The following is a 19,674-nucleotide window of genomic DNA, read 5'->3' on the forward strand; positions in this document are numbered from 1 at the left end:
GATGATCCGGTCGAGTTCGCGCGCGACCCGCTGTCCAGACAGCGACGTGTCGACCACCAGGGCCAGACACTCCCGCGTGCAGTCATCGACCACGACGAGGATGCGGAAGCGGCGCCCGTCGTCGAGCGTGTCGGAGACGAAGTCGAGGCTCCAGCGCTGGTTCGGCTCCTGCGGCACCGCGGCCGGCGCTCGCGTGCCCAGTGCTCGCTTGCGACCCCCGCGCTTGCGCACCGACAGCCGTTCCTCTCGGTAGAGCCGGAAGAGCTTCTTGTGGTTGAGCGTGAGGCCCTCCCGCCGCAGCAGAATGAGCAGGCGTCGGTAGCCGAACCGGCGGCGCTCGCCGGCCAGGCCGCGCAGGCGTACCCGCACGGCCGCGTCGTCGTCACGGGTCGAGGCGTAGCGGTACGTCTTCGGCTCCAGGCCGATCAGCCTGCAGGCGCGACGCTGCGAATAGCCCTTCTCCTCGATGGCCCAGCTCACGGCTATTCTCCGTGCGCCGGGCGTCAGAAGTTTTCTCCCAGCGCCTCACGCAGCGTCGCTACGTCGAGCATCGCCTCGGCCAGCAGCTTCTTGAGCTTGCGGTTCTCTTCGTCGAGCGCCTTGAGGCGGCGCGCGTCCGAGACCTCCATGCCGCCGAAGCGCGAACGCCACGTGTAGAACCTCGCATCGCTGATGCCGTGGCGGCGGCAGATCTCAGTGACCAGCAGCCCAGCCTGCTGCTCCTTCAGGATGCCGATGATCTGCTCATCGCTGAACCGGCTCTTCTTCATCGTCCGTCTCATTGACGGACCCTAGCTTCAGAACGAGGGCAGACCAGGGGGCAAGGTCACGTGCTGCACCAGTATGCTGCACAAATTCTGCTTGTCGACCTTGCGGTTGCTCTCCATATCAAATGGCAGTCTGACTTGACATGTATACAAGGGCGCGCTCCGGGCGGGGTGGCGGGCGATGTCGGCGCCGTCATTGCTGTCCTGAAAGCCGTGGCCAGCGAGGTCGGTGTCCGGTTCCGGGAGCGGCGGTCGTGGCGATCGGGCTCACCGCGAGCGGAGGGCTACCTCGTGCCGCCATCGCGCCGCATAGCTGTCGAAAACATCGCCTAGGGGCGGCCCGTACTCGGCCGACTCCGAGTGCTGCGCGGCGCCCGTGGCGGCCGTCGTAAATAGCCGTGCGGCACCGCCGCTCGTCCCGGTCCGGTGCGAGGATGGGTAGACCGCCCGGCCGGTGAGCCGCGCCAGCGCCGCGCCGTAGAGCCCGTTGCGGGCGAACGGACCCTCTACGAAGATCGGTCCGTCCGCGCCGAGGCAGTCGAGGCAGGTCGCGGTCATCAAGGCGGCGTAGAGGCTGGCGACGGCCGTGCGCTCGGCGGGCGTCAGGCCGTCCGGGTCATGCGACCACGCGCCGACCACCGCCGGAAATGGCCCGCTGCCGCCGGCGAAGCCTGGAAGCGCCTTGACCCTGCGCGCCAGGACCGAGGCAAGCGTGTCCGGATCCGGCTCGACCGCCGGGCCACCGGTCAGGTGGTCGAATTCCCGGCCGCCCATGAAGCGCGCCGCCGGCACGGGCCGGCCGTAGGCATCGACATTCGCCAGCATGTCGCGCCCGGCATCGAGCCGGTCGAGCGCGCCGCCGACCGCGAAGGCGATGATCCAAGTCCCAGTCGACAGGATCGTGCGCGGCTCCGCGCTCCCATGGATGTAGGGCAGCAGGGATGCGTTGGAATCGTGTAGACCGCAGGCGACTGGCACCGCGCGGCCGAGGCCGACCCGGTCGGCGATGTCGGGGTGCACGCTGCCGAGCACGTCGAAGGCGGAGCGCACCGGCGCCATCAGGCGGCCCCAGCCCATCCGGTCTACCAAGCTGGAGAAGCGCTGCTCTCCGGGCACCCAAAGGTCGGTGTGGCAGCCGAGCGAGGTGGGCTCGGTGGCGGCGACACCGGTGAGGCGCCACGCCCAGTATTGCGGATAGGTGACGAAGGCGGTCGCGCGGGCGAAGGCCTCGGAAAAACACCGCATCTGCCAGAACAGCTGCGCCCCCAGATTCAGCCCCCCAGGCAGCCGCGGCGAAGAGCTCTCCGCGAAATCCGGACGGACCCGGGCATACTCCGCGTCGAGGGCGTCGGGGCCGTCATACTCGTAGTCGAGCACCGGCAGGACGAGCCCGTCCGGCCCGATCAGCGCGCCGGTGGCGCCGTGCGTAGTGATCGAGACGGCGTCGATCCCGATCGAGGCCGTCGCGTCGGCGAGGGCATCGACCAGGAAGGCCTCGATCATCGCGACATCGGCGTGCGGATAGGGGCCGTCGCGCCGGATCGTGTTCGGCACCGTCCGGACCCAGATCTCGTCGCGCGTCGCGGCATCGACCAGAACCAGCTTGACGTTGGTCTTGCCGACATCGAGCACCGCGATCCTGCGCGGCACGGGCGTCGTCGGGGCGGATGTCATGGCAGGTGGAACAGCGTGCGCAGCGGCAGGACCACCGGCGCGTCCGATGGCTCGGTCTCCATGAGGTCCGCCATGTGGGCCCACCAGCGGCGCATCACCGGGTGGTCCGGCAGGGCATCCAGGCCGTGGTCGCGCCGCCGCCACAGGACGGCGAAGAGCAGGTTCGTTCCCGGCTCCAGATGGATCGAGTAATCGGCCACCCCGGCCCGGCGCAGCAGGTCCGCCAGCTCTGGCCAGAGCGCGTCGTGGCGTTCGCGATAGGCGGCCTCGCAGCCCGGCCGGAGCCGCATCGCGAAGGCGTGTTTTTCGTAAGCCTCTGGGTCGAACGGGCCGATCATGATTGCCTCCGCGCGGCGAGGACGCGGCCGGCCAGAATCGGCAGCGCGATGGTGCCGATCAGCATCGCGCCGATGACGATCGACATGATGATGCCCGGCACGTTGAGCAGCCCGAGTCCGTAGGTGACGAGGCCGAGTACGAGGGCCGCGAGCACCACGCCGGGGATCGTGCCCGACCCGCCCTCGATGCTGACCCCGCCCAGCACCACGATGGTCACCACGTCGAGCTCCCAGCCCAGCGCGATCGACGGCCGGGTCGAGCCGAGCCGGCTGGTCAGCATCACGGCGGCCAGCCCTGCCGCGAGCCCGGTGAGGAAAAACAGGATCAGCCGGATCCGCTCGACCGGAAGGCCCGAGAAGCGCGCCGCGAAGGCGTTGTTGCCGATCGCCCGCACCGCCCGTCCGAACACGGTCCGGTGCAGCACCAGCCCGGCCAAGGCTGCCAGCCCGAGGAAGCAGGCGAACTCGAAGGACAGGGCCTGCCAGACATAGCCCTGGCCGAACCAGCCGAAGGCGGCCGGGTAATCCTTCAGCACCCCGTCGCCCAGCGCGAGATAGCTCAGGCCCCGGTAGAGGCTCATCGTGCCGATCGTCGCCATGATCGAGGGCAGGCCGAGCCGGGCGATCAGCACCCCGTTGACCAGCCCGCAGGCCCCGCCGACGCCGAGCCCCACCGCCACCAGGGCCGGCGTGCCGAAGCCCATGGAAGCGGCTTCGCCCATGGCGGTGGAGGCGAGCGCGATTGTGCCGCCCACCGACAGGTCGATCTCCCCGGCCATCACCACGAAGGCGAGGGCGAGGGCGATGATCGCCTTCTCGGTGAAGTTGAACGTGGCGTCCGACAGGTTCCAGATGTCGAGGAAGTACGGCGAGGCCAGCGCGTTGGCGAAAAAAATCGCGGCGGCGAGCGCCAGGAGCAGCGTCTCCCAGCGGATGGCGGCGCGCCCGATCGGCCCCAGGCGGCGGTCCGGGATGACCCGGGCGGTGGTCTGTTGCAGCGCCATGGCCTCACTCCGCCGCTCGCGGGCCGACCGGCCGCAGGATGATGCGGCCGCGACGGCGCTCGGCGCGCGTGTTCAGGGCCGCCGCCGCGATGATGATCGTCCCGGAGATCGCCATCTGGGCGAAGGGCGAGACGTTCACCACCGGCAGCGCGTTCTTGATCGTGCCGAGGAACAGGCTGCCCAGGACGGCGCCCGCCACCGAGCCGATCCCGCCCGCGATCGACACCCCGCCGATGACGCAGGCCGCGATCACGTCGAGCTCGAAGCCCGAGGCCAGGTCGACATAGGCGACGGCATAGCGGGCGACCCACAGGTAGCCGCACAGCCCCGACAGGAGGCCGGAGAAGCAGAAGGCGAGGAAGCGCGAGCGGCCCGGGTCGATGCCGGCATAGGCTGCGGCGGTCGGGTTGCCGCCGACCGCGAACCAGCCCCGGCCCGCCGCCGTGCAGCCGAGGACGAGCGAGGCCGCCACGACGACGACGAGCGCCGTCCAGCTCAGCACCGGCACCCCGAGCCATTCGGTCCGGGGCAGCGCCAGGAAGGCCGGCGAGAACTGGAAGCTGTTGATCCAGGCGCCGCCCGACAGGACGAAGGCGAGGCCGCGATAGATGGTCAGCGTCCCGAGGGTCACCACGATCGGCGGCATCCCGAGCCGCCACACGAGCAGCCCGTTGAAGGCGCCGAGCAGCAGGCCCAGCACCGGGGCCGCCAGGATGGTCAGTCCGAGCGGCAGGCCGTGATGGGCGTCGATCAGCGCCACCGCCATGCCGGTGAGCGCCACGTTAGCGGCGACCGACAGGTCGACCGAGCGGGTCAGCAGCACGGCGGCTTGGCCGAGCGCCATGATGATCAGGATGGCGCTGTCGTTGAACACGCCGCCGAGGCTCGACACGGTGACGAAGGCCGGGAACCGGAGCGCGATCGCGGCCAGCAGCAGCGCGAGGGCGGCGGCGAGCAGCGTCTCGCGGCGCAGGACGAGGCCGCGCAGGTCGAAATCGTCGGCAAGACCGGGTTTCTTAGAGCCGGGCCCGATCGCGTTGCCATCAGGCCCAGCTCTAAGCTCTTGTTTTGATGCGTTCTCTTGAGCCGAACCGGTGTCCACTTCGTCGGAGAACGCTCTGGGCGCGCTCATGGCCGGTCGCTCCGGGCTTGCGTGTTGCCGGTGGCGGCCGCCACCAGGGTCTCGGCGGTGAGGTTTTCGCGCGCGAACAGGCCCGCCATCCGGCCCTCGCGCACGACCATCACGCGGTCGGCCATGCCGAGGATCTCCGGCAGCTCGGACGAGACCATCAGCACGGCGAGCCCCTGGCCGGCCAACTCGCTCATGAAGGCGTGGACCGCCGCCTTCGAGCCGATGTCGATGCCCTTGGTCGGCTCGTCGAGGATGACGACCTTCGGCCCGGCCGCGAGCCACTTGCCGATCACCACCTTCTGCTGGTTGCCGCCCGACAGGGTGCCGACAGGCTGCGCCAGCGAGGCGGCGCGCAGGTCCAGGCGCTCCGCATAATGACGGGCGAGTCGGAACTCCTCGGCCGACCGGATGAAGCCGTGCCGCGAGACGGCGCCGAGGCAGGCCAGGGTCACGTTCTCGAAGACCGGCATCGCCAGCACGGCGCCGTGGCGCCCGCGCTCCTCCGGGACATAGACGATGCCGGCGCGCACCGCGTCCGCCGGGGAGCGGATCGCCACCGTGCGGCCCTCGACCGCGATCGTGCCGGCCGAGGGCGCGGTGGCGCCGAACAGGGCCTGGCACAGCTCGGAGCGGCCGGCGCCGACGAGGCCGTAGAGCCCCAGGATCTCGCCGCGGCGCAGGGCGAAGCTGATGGCGTCGAACTCGGTCGGGTGGCACAGGCCCGACACTTCTAGGACCGGCTCGCCGAGGGCCGCGGGGACCTTGGGGAAGACCTGATCGACGCTGCGGCCGACCATCAGGCGTACGAGGTCGTCATGCGTGGCCTCGGCCATGCGGCCGGCCCCGACCGAGCGGCCGTCGCGGAACACCGTGTAGTCGTCGGCGATCCGATACAGCTCCTCGAACTTGTGGCTGATGAACAGGATCGCCTTGCCCTGGCCCTTCAGGCGCTCGATCACGCGGGCGAGGTCGTCCACCTCCTTGTGGGACAGAGCCGCGGTCGGCTCGTCCATGATGACGATCTCGCTGTCGATCGATAGGGCGCGGGCGATGGCCACGAGGTGCCGCTGGGCGATCGACAGGTCCCGCAGCCGGGTCCAGGGCCGGATCGGCGCGTCGAGCCCGTAGAGCAAAGCGGTCGCCCGGGCTCGCATGGCCGACCAGTCCACGAAGCCCAACCGGGTCTTCGGGGCGTGGCCGAGATAGATGTTCTCCGCCACCGTGAGTTCGTCGAACAGCACGGTCTCCTGGTGGATGGCGGTGATCCGGGCGGCCTGCGCGTCCTGGGGCGCGGCGAAGCTGACCGGCTGGCCGCCGACCCGGATCTCGCCCGCATCGGGGCGGTGGATGCCGGTGAGAATCTTGACCAGGGTCGACTTGCCGGCCCCGTTCTCGCCGATCAGCGCGGTGACGCGGCCGGGGCGCAGCACGAGGTCGACGCCGTCGAGGGCGCGCACGCCGGGGAAGTGCTTGACGATGCCGCGCAGTTCGAGGCGCGGCGGCGGGAGCGCGGCCGGTTCGGCGTCGGACGGATGGTGGATCTGCAGGGCGCCGGACATGGCGTGTCGCTTCCTTATCGTTGGTTTGGTGCCGCGGGGCGGCAGGATGTCAGAGCGAAGCGCGGGTCTCCCTCCCCCCTCTGCGGGGGAGGGTGGGCCGGCCGTCAGGCCGGGTCGGGAGAGGGGAGCGACGGCGCAGGAATGCGCGCTGACCCTCATGAAGGCCGCGTATTTTCCGGATGCCGGGTTCCCCTCTCCCGACCCGCTTCGCGGGCCTCCCTCCCCCGCAGAGGGGGGAGGGAGGTCCGTCGGCGCGGATCAGAACACGTCGGCGAAGCGGTCGATGTTCGTGCTGTCGAACACGGCCGGTTCCGCCATCGCGCCCGTGTTGCCGGCCTCGACCTTCAGCGTGCCGACGCGGCCCATCGGCAGCGTCGCGCCCGGCTCCGCCTTGGCACCCTTGACGACATCGTAGGCAAGGTAGGCGGCCGCGTAGCCGAGATCGATCGGGTTCCAGATCGCGAAGCTCTTGGTCACCCCGGCATGCACCGCCCCGGCCATCTCGGAGGGCAGGCCGAGCCCGGTCACGAACACCTGGCCGGTCTTGCCGGCGTCCTTGACCGCCTGCGCGGCCGCGGTGATCCCGACCGACGTCGGCGCGACGATCACCGTCACCTCTGGATGGACCCGGAGCAGGCCTTGCGTCTCGCGGTAGCTCTTGTCGCTGAGATCGTCGCCGTAGACCGTGGCGACGAGGTCGATGTCCGGATGGTCGCGGAGCGCCGTCTTCATCTCGGCGATCCAGGTGTTCTGGTTGGTCGAGGTCGGGGTCGCCGAGAGGATCGCGATCTTGCCCTTCCCGTCCGGCAGCGCCTGGGCGGCGAGCTTGACCAGCATGCTGCCGATCAGCGGATCGGACGAGGGGTTGAGGTGGAGCAGCCGGCCTTCCGCAGCCACCGCCGAATCCCAGGAGATCACCTTGATGCCGCGCTGCTGCGCGCGCTTCAGCACCGGGACCACGGCGTCCTTGTCGTTGGCCGAGATCGCGATGGCGTCGACCTTCTGCGAGATCAGGGCGTTGATCACCTCGATCTGCCCCTCCGCAGTGGTGGTGGTCGGGCCGGTATAGATGATCTTCACGTCGCCGAGCGTCTGGGCGGCCTCCTCGGCGCCCTTGGCGGCCGCCTCGAAGAACCGGTTGCCCAGCGACTTCGCCACCAGGGCGATCCGGGTCTCGGCCGCCTGCGCGGCGGTGGCGACCAGCCCGACGGCGAGCGCCGTGGACAGGACGAGTGTCTCCAGTACCCTCATAGTGGTCTTCCCCCCTGTTTTAGTCACATCCTGACGGCTGCTGAGCTATTCTGCTCGTTTACGCAGTCACGGATGTCTCTTTCCGACGCGCTGGCTGGCGCGGATCGACCACGATCAGGTCGACGCCCGCTTCCTCCACCATCCGGCGCTCCGCGTCGGTGATACGGTTGTCGGTGATGATCCGGGTCGCCCGGTTGAGCGGCGCCAGGATCATCGACGATTGGGTCCGGAACTTCGTGGCGTCCACGAGCAGGATCAGCTCGTCGGCCTGCCGCATCAGGCGCTGCTCCGACGAGATGATCAGCGCGTCCCGCTCCATGATCCCGAGGGCCGAGAGGCCCAGTGCGCCCATGAACATCCGGCGGGCCCGGAAATGCACCGTCCCGTCATCCTCGAACGGGCTCAGGATGATGTTCTGCTCCCGGTAGATCGTGCCCGAGGGCACCATCACGCCGCAGGCCGAGTGGCGCAGCAGATGGTCGGCCACCGAGAAGGAATTGGTCAGGACCTGAAGCTTCAGCCCATCCAGCGCGTGCACCATCTGGAAGGTCGTAGTGCCGCCGTTGATGATGATCGAATCGCCCTCGGCGCAGAGGTCCACGGCCGCCCGGGCGATGGCCCGCTTCTCCAGGACGTTCGGCCCGGTATTGGCGGCGGGCGTCGCCAGCGGCACGACGCTCAAGGTGGGATGGCCGGGCGCCTGGAGCGCCTCCGCGCCGCCGCGCAGCTTCTTCAGCTGACCCTGCGCGGCGAGCGCCGTCAGGTCGCGCCGCACGGTCGCCTCGGACCCGCCGGTCGCCGCCGCGATGGCCTGGACGGTCGCCACCCCGCGCTCCTTCAGCAGAGCCAGAATGATGCGGTGGCGTTCGCGCTCATGCATCGTTTCCTCCTGTCATGATCCAATCACCTCGTCAGTCGCACATCAACAGTTTCTTGCAAAATCGTTCATTTTGCGTCGCAAAAGGATGACGCTATGAAGTTTCTTGACAGATTATGATCGATGCCGCCAATGTTCCGACGGCAGCCGGCGGATGGGGGCTTCGCCGACGGTTGCTTCCGGACTCATCATAAAAAAATCGGGAGGGGACCATGTCGCATGCCGTTCAGGGCCTGCTGGAGAACCGTTGGGACGAGGCTGCGGTCGCAGGCTTCGACGAGCCGGCCCTGCTGCTCTACCGCTCGAACCTGCTCGGCGCCGACAAGCGAATCACCAATTACGGCGGCGGCAACACCTCCGCCAAGGTGATCGCGCAGGATCCTCTGACCGGCCGCGACACGCGGGTGCTCTGGGTCAAGGGCTCGGGCGGCGATGTCGGCACGATGAAGCGCGACGGCTTCGCGACGCTCTACCTCGACAAGCTGGAGCAGCTGCGAGTGATCTATCGCGGCCCCACGCACGAGGACGAAATGGTGCGCTGCCTGCCCCATTGCACCTTCGCGCTGAACCCGCGCGCGGCCTCGATCGACACGCCGCTGCACGCCTACCTGCCCTATCCCCATGTCGACCACATGCATCCCGACGCCGTGATTGCCATCGCGGCGACGCGCAACAGCCGGGACCTGACCCAAAAGATTTTCGGCGACGAGATCGGCTGGCTGCCCTGGCGCCGGCCCGGCTTCGAACTCGGGCTGATGCTGTCGCGCTTCGCGCACGACAACCCGCACGCCAAGGGCGTCGTGCTGGAGAGCCACGGGCTGTTCACCTGGGGGCCGGATGCCCGGTCCTGCTACGAAACCACGTTGCGGATCATCAACACGGCGATCGCGTGGTTCGACCGCGAGACGGAGGGCCGCGCCGTGTTCGGCGGCGCCGCCACCGAGAGCCTGCCGAGCCTCGAGCGGGGCGCCATCGCGGCGAAGCTGATGCCGGAAATCCGCGGCCGGATCGGCAGCGAGGAACGCAAGGTCGGCCATTTCGACGACAGCGCCGCGGTGCTCGACTTCGTGAATTCGAAGCGGCTGCGCGAGCTCGCGGCCCTCGGCACGAGCTGCCCGGACCATTTCCTGCGGACCAAGATCCGGCCTCTGGTGCTCGATTTCGATCCTGCGACCGGCACGGCCGAATCGGTCCTGGCGACCCTCGATGACGCGATCGCGGCCTACCGGGCGGATTACGCGGCGTATTACGGCCGCTACCGCCACCCCGACAGCCCGGCCATGCGGGACGCCAACGCGGTCGTGTACCTCGTGCCGGGCGTCGGCATGATCACCTTCGCGCGCGACAAGGCGACGGCGCGGATCGCCGGCGAGTTCTATGTCAACGCGATCAACGTGATGCGCGGCGCCTCGACGGTCGACGCCTATGTCGGCCTGCCCGAGCAGGAGGCGTTCGACATCGAGTACTGGCTGCTGGAGGAGGCCAAGCTCCAGCGCATGCCCAAGCCCAAGAGCCTCGCCGGCCGGGTCGCGCTGGTGACCGGGGGCGCCGGCGGGATCGGCCGCGCGGTGGCGGCGCAGCTGATCGACCAGGGGGCCTGCGTGCTGCTGGCCGATATCGACGCCGGGGCGCTGGCCGAGGCCGAAGCCGGCTTCGTGAAGGCGCATGGCCGCGACCCGATTCGGAGCGTGACGCTCGACGTGACCGACGAGGCCGCCGTCGCCGCCGGTTTCTCGGCCGCCGCGCTGGAATTCGGCGGCCTCGACATCCTGGTGTCGAACGCCGGCATCGCCTCCTCGGAGCCGGTCGAGACCACGAGCCTCGCCCTGTGGGACCGGAACATGGACATCCTGGCCAAGGGCTATTTCCTCGTGTCGCGGGAGGCCTTCCGGCTGCTGCGGCAGCAGAAGCTCGGGGGGGCCGTGGTGTTCGTCGCCTCCAAGAACGGGCTCGCCGCCTCGCCGAACGCCTCGGCCTACTGCACCGCCAAGGCGGCGGAGATCCACCTCGCCCGCTGCCTCGCCCTGGAGGGCGCGGAGGCCGGCATCCGGGTCAACGTCGTCAATCCGGACGCGGTGCTGCGCGGCTCCAAGATCTGGACCGGCGAATGGCGCGAGCAGCGCGCCGCCGCCTACCGCCTGGAGGGCGATGCCCTGGAGGAGCATTACCGCCAGCGCTCCCTGCTGAAGCGCTCGGTTTTGCCGGAGGACATCGCCGAGGCGGTGTATTTCCTGGCCTCCGACCTCTCGGCCAAGTCGACCGGCAACATCCTCAACGTCGACGCGGGCAACGCCCAGTCCTTCACGCGGTGACGGGACAGGAGCGCGCATCATGACGAGCCTGCCGGTCGACCCCGATCTGATCGCCGCCCACAACGCGGCCCGCACCCGGACGCTGGCCGAGGATTACGACGCCCTCGGCCAGCGCCTCGCCCGCCGGGGCGTCGACATCGCGGCCGTGACCGCGCAGGTCGCGGCCTTCACGGTGGCGATCCCGTCCTGGGGCGTCGGGACCGGCGGTACGCGCTTCGCGCGCTTCCCCGGCCCGGGCGAGCCCCGCGGCATCGCCGAGAAGCTCGACGATTGCGCGGTGATCCAGCAGCTCGGCCGCGCCACCCCGGCGGTCTCGCTGCACATCCCGTGGGACGCGGCGGCCCCCGGGGAATTGCTTGCCCAAGCGGAGGCCCTGGGCCTCCGCTTTGACGCGATGAACTCCAACACCTTCCAGGATCATCCGGGCGATCCGGACCATCCCCTATCCTACAAGTTCGGCTCGCTCAGCCACGTCGATCCGGCGGTGCGGGCGCAGGCGGTGGCGCACAACATCGCCTGCATCCGGCTCGGCGAGGCTTTGGGCTCGAAGGCGCTGACCGTCTGGATCGGCGACGGCGCGAATTTTCCGGGCCAGAGCCACATGGGCCGCGCCTTCGAGCGCTACCTCGCGTCCATGCAGGAGATCTACGCGGCGCTGCCCGAGGGGTGGCGGCTGTTCTCCGAGCACAAGATGTACGAGCCGGCCTTCTACGCCACCGTGGTGCAAGATTGGGGGACGAGCCTGCTCACCGCCCAGGCGCTCGGTCCGAAGGCGGCCTGCCTAGTCGATCTCGGGCATCACGCGCCGAACGTGAACATCGAGATGATCGTGTCGCGGCTGGCCCATGCGGGCAAGCTCGGCGGGTTCCACTTCAACGATTCGAAATACGGCGACGACGATCTCGATGCCGGCTCGATCGACCCGTTCCGCCTGTTCCTGATCTTCAACGAGCTGGTCGATCTCGGCGAAAGCGGCAACGCTCCGGCCTACATGATCGACCAGTCTCACAACGTGACCGACCCGATCGAGAGCCTGATCCGCTCGGCCGACGAGATCCGGCGCGCCTACGCCCAAGCCCTGCTGGTCGATCGGGCGGCGCTCGCCGGCTATCAAGAGGACAACGATGCCCTGATGGCCTCGGAGACCCTGAAGGCAGGCTTCCGGGCGGATGTCGAGCCGGTCCTGGCCCGGGCTCGCCTGGATGCCGGCGGAGCCATCGACCCCATCGCGGCCTACCGGGACGGCGGCTACCGCACCAAGGTCGCGGCCACGCGCCCGGCCGCCCGGGGAAGCGGCGGCGGTATCATCTGATAAAGCATTGATGCCTGAGATAGGGGGGGCGTGAGTCGTGATCCGCACCCACTCCGCTTGACTTCCACGGAATTGGAGTCTCGGCCGACACCGACGACATCATCGTCACGGTCGGCTGCGATATAGATTGCGGCAATTTCGGTATAATCGTAGTCATCGATCCGAGGATGCGATGAAGCGTTATCGTGTTCTAATTATTCGGCGGATGTACAAGGCTTCTATCATCCGCACGCTGCCGCGGGCAGTGCTGACCAGATCCTCATTCAGATCAATGACGGCATCGATGTTTTGAATTCAAGTCCGCGCCGAACCGCGCAGTGCTTCTGCCGCCCGCGCAGAGGCGAGGCCGGCACATCCGCGAATAGCAGACCCGCGAGCTGGATGTCTCAAGCGTCGAGAAGTGCCATTATCGAAGGCAATTCGGAGAAAGGCGTCGCGTGGGCGCAACGTGATCCGACCCCAACCCGGTTGTCCAGGTTCTTAGAGCCTGTTTGAGGCGGCTCATTTCAAGTCAGGTTATTTCAAGTTGGGTTGTTGAGGTCGTTGACAGCCCTGAGGCTGGCGATGGAGGCGAGGCGACCCTTTGCGAAGTCGAGGCGACCGGCGCGCTCGCGGTGCAGGCCGCACCAATGGCTGAGCCAACCGAATATCTTCTCGGAGCGCCAGCGCCGCTCCACCCCAGCAGGCGGGATTCTTGTTTGCACTTAAGCCAGATGAGGACAGCCGGCTCAGAGGCTCGAACAGGCCCTCAGGCATCGCGTTGCAGGTCAATGTTCTGATACCGGGCGGAGAAGCGGGCATATCCGACGAGCATGTCGGGATCGTCCCAGAGCAGCGTTTCCCCGGCAATGGAAAAGCCGACACGCTTTTCCGACGCAAAAGGCCCTGTTTCAGGCGGCTGAGCGGCCGCCCGTCCCCATCGTCGGGAAAACGTTCGTTTTTCGGACACAACATAAGGTGCGACAAATAACCGAAACGGGCACTCGATGTCGATCTGAACCTGCACAGGACCTTTCCGCAGCCTTGCGATCGTAGACAATATACAATAATTAGGACGCGATCATATCGGGGCCATAGCGCTGCCTACCAGCAAATGTTGATATGCAGACGATTTTTTCAAGCCAAGAACTGCGCCAGCAGATCAGATTTCAGCGCTGGCGTGAGGTCATGTGCGAGAACCTTGCAGACGTCAAACTTGAAAGGCTGAGCGATCGGCCGTTCGAGTCCCGGCTGGATTTTGTCCAGTATGGAAGCTTGAATATTGGACGGATCTTCCATGGCTCCATGCGTGCCGTCGCGGCAAGAGCATCGGCCCGGGGACGTAACGCGCGAGACGAACTTCAAGTGATCTTCAATCTCCAGGGTCGATCATGGTTGCAGCATGACGATCGGGAGGCAGTCTGCCACACCGGCGATTTCACCGTGACCGACCAACGTCCGGCTGCATACGTGACGGAGGAAAGCACCCATCTGCTCGTGAACTTGCCCCGCGATCGCATGGAGCGGATGCTCGGGCCGAGCCGGTTGTTCACCGCCACTCCGGTTGGCCAGGGTTCCAAGCAGAAGGAGCCTGCTATGAGTGAAGCGTCGATCACACGGCTTCCCCTGCGAACTGGGCTTTGCTGGTGGAGCAAATGGTGGGGCAAACGCCCCGCGATCTAAAAAAGTCGTTTGAAATCAAGAGTAACTGGCGGAGAGGGGGGGATTCGAACCCCCGATGCCCTTGCAGGCATGCCGCATTTCGAGTGCGGTGCATTCAACCGCTCTGCCACCTCTCCAAAGCACTAGGATCGTTGCAAAATCGGTGCTTTTGCAGGTCGGTTGTAAACCCTGCTTGCTACCGGATTGCTACCCAACACTCCGCGGACGCTTCTCTAGCGCCTGCGATAGGGCCTCGTCAACGCGAGCCACGACCACTTCCTGCATCCCCGGCAACACGTGGCTGTAGAGGTCCAGGGTTATGGACACCCGGGAGTGGCCGAGCCTTTCAGCGGCGACCTTCGGGTACACGCCCTTGGCCAGCATGTGGGTGGCATGGGCATGCCTGAGATCGTGCAGCCGGATCTTCGGCAGGTCTCTTGATGCCGCGATTTTGCGCCAGGCTTGGGTCAGCGTCCGAGGCTGGATCGGCTCGCCGTCCTCGCGCGTGTAGACGAACGTCCCCTCCCCTTGCCAGACGCCGGGCCTAGGCAGATCTTGAGCCTGCTCGACTCGGTGCAGCCGAAGGCTCTCAGCCAGCATCGCGGGCAGCGTCACCAGCCGCCCCTTGCCCGACTTCGGCGGCTTGTATCGGACGCCGGCCTTCGTTTGCTCCGCGCTCTCGGCGATCGTCAGCTGGCCTCACTCCAGATCGACGTGCCGCCAGCGAAGGGCAACAATCTCCCCGCGACGCAGGCCGCACAGGACACCGGCGGCCGCTACCTGACGGTCACCGGCCGGCATGTGCCCGGCACGCCGACCGAGATCCGAGAGGCACCACGCCTGATTGCCTACCTGCAGGAGCGGGCGGACCAGATCCGGGCGACTCAGAAGGCGGCTGCCGGCCTCGCCCGAGAGCAAGAGCGAAAGAAGGCGGAGAAGCGCGCGCAGGAGCCGCCCAGGCAATCCACGAGCGAACGCGCCTCAGCGAGCGCGCGCGAGCGTGGCCCGCGCGACGGCTCGGACTTCTGGCGCACCGTCAACGACCGGGCGCTGGCGAACCTGGACGCGTGGATGACGAGCGTGTTCCCGAGCGTCCGCTATCAATCAGGGACCGGCGCCTACAGGGTCGATCAGCGCGACTTGGGCGAGGGGTACGAAGAGGATCTGTCCCTGCACCCGGATGGGATCCAAGATTTCGGATGTGGGGACATGGGCGATGCTCGCGACGGTGCCCGTCCGCTCATAGACATCGTCCGAGACTACCTACCGGCCACGGACCTAGCGGCGGCGGCCATGTAGCTGTGCGAAGGCCTGGGCGTCCGGCCGGAGGACATCGGGTGGCGTGGCAGCGCGGACGCTTCGTCTGATGGCCCGCAGCAACAGGGTAAGGATGGAAGCGCCCAGCACCAGGAGGGGAAGGGGCCGAAGCCGATCGCGCTGCGATGGCACCGTGACGCCAGCACGGACCCGGATCGCCCATGGTTGGTTCACAACCTCATCGCCGAGGTCGGCAAGGGGCTGCTGTCCGGGCCGTGGGGCTCGGCGAAGACCTTCATAGCTCTGGACCTGTCAGGCTGCGTTATGACCGGCGAGCCATTCGCAGGGCGCAAGGTGATGCGCCGCGGCGGCGTTCTTTTCATCGCGCACGAAGGAGCCTTCGAGATCCCGATCCGGCTCAAGGGCCTCGTCGAGGGGAAGGCGGCCGGTACGGCCATAATGCAGGCAGCCGCCGGCGAGCGCCCCGTCGATCCTAATGACATGCCGTTCGCATGGATCGAGGAGTGCCCGCGCCTCGTCGACCGCGATGCCGCCGACACGCTTGTCCTGACGGCCGATGGGGCGGGCGCGAACTGCGCGAGCGCTACGACCTGCCGTTGGCGCTCATCATCGTCGACACGGTGGCGGCTGGGGCCGGGTTCGACGACGAGAATAGCGCTGCAGAGACGCAGAAGGTCATGGGTGCGCTGGCGCGGTTGAGCCACCACACCGGCGCCTTCGTGCTCGGTGTCGACCACTTTGGGAAGGCGGTCGAGACAGGGACGCGCGGATCAAGCGCGAAAGAGGCGGCGGCGGATACGGTGCTGGCCGCCCTGGCGACCCGGGACGAAGCCGGGAACATCAGCAACATGCGGATGGCCGTGCGGAAGGTGCGCGGGGCCAGGACGGGCGTGGAGACGCCCTACAGCCTGGACGTCATCGAGATCGGCGAGGATCGGTTCGGCGATCCTGTCACGACCTGCGTCGTAACCTGGCAGACCGACCGCAAGCCCATGGTGACCGCGGTGACGGGCAAAGATCCCTGGACCAAGTCGCTGAAGACGCTACGCGACGCCATCAACAACGCATTGGCGGGTTCCGGGAAGCGTGTCAGGCCGTTCGGCGGCGCCGGACCTGAGGTCATGGCGGCTCGGCAGGATGACGTGCGGCAGGAATTCTACGCCGCCTATCCGGCCGATGGGGAGACCGACACTCAGCGTGCGGAGGCCAAGAAGAAGGCTTTCAAACGCGCCCTGCTGCAGGGCGTCGAGAATGGCCTCATCGCGACGCGCGACATCGAAGCGGCGCCCCACGTCTGGCTAGTTGTGGAGGGCGGACATGACTGAGAGCTTGCCACGGGGGACACCGGGGACGTGGGGGGACATTGTCCCCTTTGTCCCCCGTGTCCCTCCACCATCTCAGCCAAGGTGATGCGATGACGCCTATGTGGTCGCGTCGGCGTCACCGGCACCGCATGGCTGCGTTCCAACCTATGTTGTAAACCGAGTGTCACCTCATTCTGGCAGGCGTAGTTTGCCGCCGGCTGTTTGAGGGGGAGCCATGACGAGAGAGTTCGTCGCGGCACGTGTGGCGCAGTTTTCGTTCGTGATCTACGAACCGCCGAGGGCCGGACTGCCGCGGCTAGCCGTCTGCTTAGGCCCAGATCAATCGGTTCGTGGAGGGAAGGCGTTCGATAGCAAAGAGGCTGCGGAGACCCGCACAGAGCGTTGCGTGCGGGACTTCAGACGAGCCTTGGGAGAGTTGCGCGCTGATCACCTCTGAGACCGTCTTCTACCAAACGTGCTCGGTCACGAGCTGCCCGCTCTGATCGAACGTGCCCTGCCACCCGCCATCGTAGTGATGAACTGTGACGCGCGCGCTGCCCGCATCCACCCAGCTTCCGGGGACGATAAGAACCCTGGCGTTTCCCTCAATCACAGAGCGCTTCAGCGTCGTCGCACTCACGCCGATGCGCTGTGCCACATCCTCTGGGTCAACGATCCAGACACTGGGGAGATCAAGATCGAGCCTCATCGGAAAGCGCCTCTGCCGGGACACCTGAGCGCCTTCTATTGCTAAGGGCTGTGGGTTTCTTCCTCCAAATTAGGGAGAGGGCAAAAGGCTTATCCTGAACTGACATGCCCGCACGACAGACCGGTCAGGTGGCTGGATCCTCGACAACCGGCACGGCGAAGAACTTGAACGGATCTTCGACCACCCCGCTCTGCGCATCCATCGCATCCGCGCAGTGCTGACTTTCAACCGGCGTCGAAGGCCGCGATGTGAAGGTCGCGGTAGGCGCTTCCAGGCTCGCGGCTCGGATCTGCTTCTCCACTTCGCCCTCATGGGTCGAGTGGCAGAACATCCAGGGCTCGCCGTCCTTCTCGATCGTCACGTAGGCCATGTGGCTCCTCCTGCGGTTCGGGAGAGACAACGCAGCAGGAGGCAATCGGGCAGCGGGTGATCGTCGCGGTGACGCGTCACCTGTTCGCGCCTAGCCTCTCTCGAAGTTCATGGCTCGCACATTGATGGGTGCCGATGTTCGTCCCACCCGATCAGCGATCCGTTCCGCCGCCGTGGGAGCCGTCGCGGCGACCGTCGCGAGACTCGAAGCGGGGCGAGGACGCCGCCGTGATCCTCATCATCCTCGTATCGATCTTGGCGCTGTTCGCACCAATCGCGGGCGGAACGCTCGTTGGGGTGGCCGTGGCATTGTTCGGAAGATAAGCGTTCAGCCCTGCCGCCCCGGCATCCAGCGCGACATGAACCCCGGCGACCGGACGACATTGGTGCCATCCTGCCCCGCCTGCTCATCGTCTGGCAGCAGCGACCCGATCAGCTGCAGCAGGTCGTCCCGTTCTTGGCCTTGGAACAGCACGAGGAACGATCCGAGGTCGAGCTGAACCTCCGGATCACTCTCGCACGGCCGATGCAGCACGTAGGGCTGACCGGTTTTCAGATCCCGGGTCAAAGCATAGCGGTCACCGCGCGGACCGACGTGAAATTCTCTCGCTACTCGCGGCGTCTGCTCAATCGTGGTTGCCCCCTACGCAAAACTCGACAATCAAGCTGCGGCATATTGGCATAAAAGGCTGGGAGCAAATATAACATAGTACAACAGTACACAACTGTGGGCAACGGCGGTCACTTACAGGATCCTTAATAGCCGTCGCGCAGCGCTTGTCGATCTAGCCTTGGCGAATCAAAGTTCTGCCTACGCAGCAAGCGAGGCGTAGCGACATCATGACCAACCCTCTTCGAAGAGATGCTTTGCTTCGGCTGAAGGTCGAGACCGACCTCGCCCGAGCCGTCGAGGCCACTGCTCGCCAGCGCGGCCAGACCATGAGTGAGTTCACGCGCCAGAGCCTGCGTGCGCATCTCGCCCGCCATGGTGCTCGTCTCAGCCCAGACGACGGCCCCTGTCCTGCCGGCCCGGCGGCCGCCCTCGCTCGTGCGGCTTGAGGGAGATCGGCATGAACACGATCTCCCGTTTCAACCTTCGCGACGAACGCAACCTTGCTACGGTCGTCGGCCCCCATCCCCGAGGCTCAGCGCAACGCCGCCCGCGCGTCGTTCCGGAAATACTTGATGCAGCGCGTGCCGGGCTACACGGGCGGCGACACCGTCCCGATGCTTCCGGACGGGACGATCCCTGGCCTCGGCTACAAGCCCGGCTCGGGCGGTACTCCTCGGCTGCCTGGGCAGGGGGGCGGCCGCGGCTCTATCCCTGGGATCCCGGACTCGGTGCCGATGACGGCGGATGAGCGCAACCAGCTCGGGCTCATCATGAAGTACGAGAGCCACGGCCAGAACACAATGAACTACGTGGGCCGGCAGCAGGGACTCAGCCCGTTGGCGACCAAGGACTACACCGCCCAGGGCTACTACCAGATGCTGAACTCGAACTGGCGCCGGATCGCGCCAGGCCTCGGGATCACGGCGCCCAACGCCATGGCCGGCAGTTTGGAGGAGCAGACCCGCGTGGCGCTCCACCCCCTGCGGAACGGCGGCATCCGCAACTGGTCGATCTACAACCCGGCGCTGCGAGGCGCCCTGGCGCGCGGTGAGCGGGCTCCGATCGGCGACGTCCCCGAACTCGCAGCAGGCCGCCCGGCCGGCATGCCGCGCCCAGACGTAGCGCAGGCTGATGGAGACGGCTGGGCATCCCGGGAGAAGGCGAGGAAGGCGGTCGAGACGATGCAGCAGGGTGAGGGTCGCCTCGATGCTCCGCCGCCCGTGCCGGTGTCGTTGCCGGACCCAAGATCGAGAACAACGGCAGCATCAGCGTCGTCGTGCAGCGGCCGGGGCCCGACACGAACGTTCGGACCTCGACTGCTGGCAACCTGTTTAAGGACGTAATGCTGAGCCGCGGGCGGACGATGGCTCCGGCGGGTGGAAACTGAGGCTGCCCCCTCAGGCTTCACCACAATCAACAGGGCTAGCCCTTGGTTTGGGGCCGGTCACCGATCAAGACCAGGCCCGTTGTGGTAGATCTGTTCCTAAATCGGCCAAGTTTCAGATCGACCAATCCCCAGGACCGACCGGGACAG

Annotated in this window: 20 protein-coding genes, 1 tRNA gene and 1 pseudogene; 8 read left to right on the plus strand and 14 right to left on the minus strand. The window is 67.2% G+C overall.

Features of this window, described 5'->3' with window-relative positions; genetic code table 11:
- The 8 genes and pseudogenes from ACLBX9_RS08405 to ACLBX9_RS08440 all read right to left on the minus strand — a co-directional run.
- Positions 1–770 (minus strand): annotated as a pseudogene (locus tag ACLBX9_RS08405) (IS3 family transposase); the annotation flags it as partial.
- Between the two features lie 264 nt (positions 771–1,034).
- Positions 1,035–2,417: an FGGY-family carbohydrate kinase gene (locus ACLBX9_RS08410; protein ID WP_447718611.1), complete on the minus strand. Its 1,383-nt coding sequence runs from the start codon at positions 2,415–2,417 to the stop codon at positions 1,035–1,037.
- Positions 2,418–2,437: 20 nt separating this feature from the next.
- Complete coding sequence (locus ACLBX9_RS08415) at positions 2,438–2,779, minus strand: L-rhamnose mutarotase (RefSeq protein WP_447718612.1); 342 nt, start codon at positions 2,777–2,779, stop codon at positions 2,438–2,440.
- Complete coding sequence (locus ACLBX9_RS08420; RefSeq protein ID WP_447718613.1) at positions 2,776–3,783, minus strand: ABC transporter permease; 1,008 nt, start codon at positions 3,781–3,783, stop codon at positions 2,776–2,778. The genes ACLBX9_RS08415 and ACLBX9_RS08420 overlap by 4 nt, the downstream gene beginning before the upstream one ends.
- A 4-nt stretch (positions 3,784–3,787) precedes the next feature.
- The gene (locus tag ACLBX9_RS08425; RefSeq protein WP_447718659.1) at positions 3,788–4,771 is read right to left on the minus strand and encodes an ABC transporter permease; all 984 of its coding nucleotides are present in this window, start codon (positions 4,769–4,771) and stop codon (positions 3,788–3,790) included.
- A gap of 140 nt (positions 4,772–4,911) precedes the next feature.
- The gene (locus ACLBX9_RS08430) at positions 4,912–6,474 is read right to left on the minus strand and encodes a sugar ABC transporter ATP-binding protein (RefSeq protein WP_447718614.1); all 1,563 of its coding nucleotides are present in this window, start codon (positions 6,472–6,474) and stop codon (positions 4,912–4,914) included.
- Positions 6,475–6,732: 258 nt separating this feature from the next.
- The gene (gene rhaS / locus ACLBX9_RS08435) at positions 6,733–7,725 is read right to left on the minus strand and encodes a rhamnose ABC transporter substrate-binding protein (RefSeq protein WP_447718615.1); all 993 of its coding nucleotides are present in this window, start codon (positions 7,723–7,725) and stop codon (positions 6,733–6,735) included.
- Between the two features lie 58 nt (positions 7,726–7,783).
- The gene (locus ACLBX9_RS08440; RefSeq protein ID WP_447718616.1) at positions 7,784–8,605 is read right to left on the minus strand and encodes a DeoR/GlpR family DNA-binding transcription regulator; all 822 of its coding nucleotides are present in this window, start codon (positions 8,603–8,605) and stop codon (positions 7,784–7,786) included.
- A gap of 209 nt (positions 8,606–8,814) precedes the next feature.
- Between ACLBX9_RS08440 and ACLBX9_RS08445 the strand changes: the two genes are divergently transcribed.
- The gene (locus tag ACLBX9_RS08445; RefSeq protein ID WP_447718617.1) at positions 8,815–10,914 is read left to right on the plus strand and encodes a bifunctional rhamnulose-1-phosphate aldolase/short-chain dehydrogenase; all 2,100 of its coding nucleotides are present in this window, start codon (positions 8,815–8,817) and stop codon (positions 10,912–10,914) included.
- A 19-nt stretch (positions 10,915–10,933) separates the two neighbouring features.
- Positions 10,934–12,226 (plus strand): L-rhamnose catabolism isomerase, encoded by a 1,293-nt coding sequence (rhaI, locus tag ACLBX9_RS08450; RefSeq protein ID WP_447718618.1) that lies wholly within the window; start codon positions 10,934–10,936, stop codon positions 12,224–12,226.
- A 748-nt stretch (positions 12,227–12,974) separates the two neighbouring features.
- Here rhaI and ACLBX9_RS08455 read toward each other — a convergent pair.
- Positions 12,975–13,232 (minus strand): hypothetical protein, encoded by a 258-nt coding sequence (locus ACLBX9_RS08455; protein WP_447718619.1) that lies wholly within the window; start codon positions 13,230–13,232, stop codon positions 12,975–12,977.
- A 95-nt stretch (positions 13,233–13,327) separates the two neighbouring features.
- Here ACLBX9_RS08455 and ACLBX9_RS08460 point away from each other — a divergent pair, with 95 nt between their 5' ends.
- Positions 13,328–13,888 (plus strand): AraC-like ligand-binding domain-containing protein, encoded by a 561-nt coding sequence (locus ACLBX9_RS08460; protein WP_447718620.1) that lies wholly within the window; start codon positions 13,328–13,330, stop codon positions 13,886–13,888.
- Between the two features lie 26 nt (positions 13,889–13,914).
- On the opposite strand, the gene ACLBX9_RS08465 is transcribed toward ACLBX9_RS08460, so the two are convergent.
- Positions 13,915–14,004: transfer RNA gene (locus tag ACLBX9_RS08465), tRNA-Ser, on the minus strand.
- Positions 14,005–14,074: 70 nt separating this feature from the next.
- The gene (locus ACLBX9_RS08470) at positions 14,075–14,482 is read right to left on the minus strand and encodes a tyrosine-type recombinase/integrase (RefSeq protein WP_447718621.1); all 408 of its coding nucleotides are present in this window, start codon (positions 14,480–14,482) and stop codon (positions 14,075–14,077) included.
- Between the two features lie 99 nt (positions 14,483–14,581).
- On the opposite strand from ACLBX9_RS08470, the gene ACLBX9_RS08475 reads away from it, so the two are divergent.
- From ACLBX9_RS08475 to ACLBX9_RS08485, 3 genes are all read left to right on the plus strand, one after another.
- A complete protein-coding gene (locus ACLBX9_RS08475; RefSeq protein ID WP_447718622.1) occupies positions 14,582–15,166 on the plus strand; it encodes a hypothetical protein in 585 nt (194 codons plus the stop codon).
- A 183-nt stretch (positions 15,167–15,349) separates the two neighbouring features.
- Positions 15,350–15,844: an AAA family ATPase gene (locus tag ACLBX9_RS08480; RefSeq protein ID WP_051072191.1), complete on the plus strand. Its 495-nt coding sequence runs from the start codon at positions 15,350–15,352 to the stop codon at positions 15,842–15,844.
- A complete protein-coding gene (locus ACLBX9_RS08485; protein ID WP_010684135.1) occupies positions 15,742–16,470 on the plus strand; it encodes an AAA family ATPase in 729 nt (242 codons plus the stop codon). Before ACLBX9_RS08480 ends, ACLBX9_RS08485 begins: the two co-directional genes overlap by 103 nt.
- A 445-nt stretch (positions 16,471–16,915) precedes the next feature.
- On the opposite strand, the gene ACLBX9_RS08490 is transcribed toward ACLBX9_RS08485, so the two are convergent.
- From ACLBX9_RS08490 to ACLBX9_RS08500, 3 genes are all read right to left on the minus strand, one after another.
- Positions 16,916–17,158 (minus strand): hypothetical protein, encoded by a 243-nt coding sequence (locus ACLBX9_RS08490; protein ID WP_447718623.1) that lies wholly within the window; start codon positions 17,156–17,158, stop codon positions 16,916–16,918.
- Between the two features lie 124 nt (positions 17,159–17,282).
- Positions 17,283–17,528 carry a hypothetical protein gene (locus ACLBX9_RS08495; RefSeq protein WP_010684133.1) on the minus strand — a complete coding sequence of 82 codons (246 nt, stop codon included), beginning with the start codon at positions 17,526–17,528 and terminating at the stop codon, positions 17,283–17,285.
- Between the two features lie 327 nt (positions 17,529–17,855).
- Positions 17,856–18,095: a hypothetical protein gene (locus ACLBX9_RS08500; RefSeq protein ID WP_447718624.1), complete on the minus strand. Its 240-nt coding sequence runs from the start codon at positions 18,093–18,095 to the stop codon at positions 17,856–17,858.
- 272 nt (positions 18,096–18,367) lie between these two features.
- On the opposite strand from ACLBX9_RS08500, the gene ACLBX9_RS08505 reads away from it, so the two are divergent.
- Positions 18,368–18,586 carry a ribbon-helix-helix protein, CopG family gene (locus tag ACLBX9_RS08505; protein ID WP_447718625.1) on the plus strand — a complete coding sequence of 73 codons (219 nt, stop codon included), beginning with the start codon at positions 18,368–18,370 and terminating at the stop codon, positions 18,584–18,586.
- Between the two features lie 126 nt (positions 18,587–18,712).
- Positions 18,713–19,483, plus strand: coding sequence for a hypothetical protein (locus tag ACLBX9_RS08510; RefSeq protein WP_447718626.1), 771 nt, complete (start codon positions 18,713–18,715; stop codon positions 19,481–19,483).
- Positions 19,484–19,674 lie beyond the last annotated feature (191 nt).

The sequence above is a fragment of the Methylobacterium sp. A49B genome (assembly GCF_053346215.1).